Source organism: Hymenobacter agri, assembly GCF_054778495.1.
Genome location: NZ_BAAGZM010000604.1, coordinates 1 through 2,548 on the forward strand (window position 1 = coordinate 1; position 2,548 = coordinate 2,548).

Consider the following 2,548-nt stretch of genomic DNA (forward strand, 5'->3'; position numbering starts at 1 on the left):
GCCAGCCCCCTGGCCGCCGGCGGCACCGCTTACGACGTGCTGGGCCGCGCCCCGGGCGTAGTCGAAAGCGGCACCGGTTTCCAGCTGCGCGGCAAAACGGTGAAGGTGCTGCTCGATGGCCGAACTACTAACCTGAGCGGCGAGGAGCTGAAAAACATGCTCGGCGCAATGGCCGGCAACAGCCTCGACCAGGTCGAAATCATCGCCAACCCCTCGGCCCGCTACGATGCCGACGGCGCGGCCGTCATCAACCTCATCACCGCCAAAAGCCGCAAGCTGGGCACCAACGGCACGGCCACTGTGGGCGTGGGCGCCGGCCAGTATGGCCGCTACAACGCCGGCCTGAACCTGAACCACCGCACCGAGAAGCTGAACGTGTACGGCGGCCTCGACCGCCTCGAAAACCAGACCTACAGCACCACCAGCGCCGTGCGCCGCACCGCCGAAAACGGCCCCGTTATCAACGAAAACGGCCGCGAGGTGCGCCACAATCAGAATAACAGCGCCCGCCTAGGTCTCGATTACCAGTTGAGCGACAACACCTCGCTGGGCTTCCTGTTGAAGGGCAGCCTAAACCAGCGCACCCGCGACGCCCGCAACCTGGCCGTGCTGACCGACGCCGCCACCGGCCAGCCCCAGGCCGGCTCGCTCGTGAACACCTCGGGCAGCAGCCAGGTGCTGAACCCCGTGCTCAACCTCTACTACAAAACCAAGCTCGACGCCACCGGCCGCACCCTCAGCCTCAACGCCGACTACTTTGGCTACCACAAAGACACGCACGCCGACTACCTGACGCGGCCGCTGAACGCGCAGCTGGAAAGCGCCGGCCCGCTGGCCTTGCTGCGCGACAACTCGCCGGCCCGCAACTCGGTGCGCTCGGCCGCGGCCGACTATTCGCAGCCCTGGCAAAAAGGCACACTGGAAGCCGGCTTGAAAACCACCTTCACTACCACCGACAACGACATCCGCTGGGAGCAGGCCGCCGAGGGCCAGCCCTGGACCGTGGACGCCGGCAAAACCAACCACTTCATCTACCGCGAAAACATCAACGCCGCCTACGCCAGCGTGAGCCGCCCGGGCAAAACGGTGGAGCTGCAAGCCGGCCTGCGCCTCGAGCAAACCAACACCACCGGCACTTCGCTCACCACCGGCCAAACCACCGAGCGCCACTACCTCGACCTGTTCCCGACGCTGGCTGCCCAGTACAAGCTGTCGGAAAAATCGCAGCTTGGCCTTTCGTACAGCCGCAAAATCGACCGGTTTCAGTTCGGCATCGTCAACCCCTTCGTCACCTACGTCAGCCAGTACCGCTACCTGCAGGGCAACCCCAACATCCGGCCTTCCTACTCGCACAACTTCGAGCTCACCCACTCGTTCGGCGACCTGCTGTCCACGTCCATCAGCTACGGGCACCACACCGACGTGCTGGTGGAAAGCTACCAGAAAAACGATGCTACGCAGGTGGTCATCAGCTCGTACCAGAACTTCGGCAGCGCCGAGTCGGTGTCGGCCAGCAGTACGCTCATGAAGCCGTTGTGGGGCGGCAAGTGGAACACCGTAACGACCCTGGGCGTGGAGTATGCCCGCATCAACAGCGGCGCGGTGGGGCTGAGCGTGGCCCGTCCCTCGGGCTACCTCTCCAGCAACCACACGCTGCGGCTGGCCCACGGCTTCAAGGTCGAGGCCTCGGCCATGTACATGTCGCCGATGACGTTCGGCGGAGTGGCCTTCCGCTCGCGGCTTAGCAGCAGCTTCGGGGTGTCGAAGTCGCTGTTCAAGGAGGCCGCCACGCTCACGCTCAACGTCACCGACCCCTTCAACGTGCAGCAGATGCGCTACGAGGTGTTGGCCAACGGCATCAACTCCACCAACCTCGATAAAATCGAAAGCCGCTTCGTGAAGCTCAACTTTAGCTACAAGTTTGGCAACCAGCGCGTGAAGGCCAGCCAGCGCCGCCGCACCGGCACCGAGGCCGAGCAGGGCCGCATGGAAAACTAGCGCTGGCCGCCGCGCTGCTACCTCGCCCGCTCCGGCGGGCCCGATATCGGCGGCCAGATGGTGCTACCACCCGCTGCGGCGGGTACTACTGGCCGCCAGGGCCGCAGCTCAATGGAGACTGCGGCCTTTCGGCATTTGGGGCGCGTGCCGGGCGCACGGTTCAGCTACGCAATTTTAATGGCAACCTTGGTGGCACGTCCTGCGAATACATGAATTCGCCTGTTGGCCTTGGCCGTGAGCCTGAGCCCGCCATCTACTTGCCGCCATGCGTATTCCCTTTGCGTTCCTGTTCGAAACGGTTTTACCCCAATTGCTCATGAGTACCGGTAAAAAGAAAAAGCACGGCAAGAAAGACGAAGCTTCCGACGACCTGCTCGACCTGGCCCACGCCTCGGTGAAGAAGTTCCGGAAAGTGACCCGCGAAATCGGCAAGCTCAGCACCGGCCAGAAGCTGGTGGGCGGCCTGGCCCTGGCCGCTGCCGGCCTGGCCTACCTAGCTGCCCGCGATTCTGACGCCGCAGCTGCGCCAACCGAGGCCGACGAACCCGCC

2 protein-coding genes are annotated in these 2,548 nt (G+C 64.3%); both read left to right on the forward strand.

Translation table 11 applies throughout. The features are described from left to right. Nucleotides 1-1,998 (forward strand): outer membrane beta-barrel protein (locus tag ACYVDE_RS19990; RefSeq protein ID WP_460503297.1); only part of this gene is annotated, 1,998 nt, incomplete at its 5' end. Between the two features lie 265 nt (nucleotides 1,999-2,263). Then, nucleotides 2,264-2,548 (forward strand): hypothetical protein (locus tag ACYVDE_RS19995; protein ID WP_460503298.1); only part of this gene is annotated, 285 nt, incomplete at its 3' end.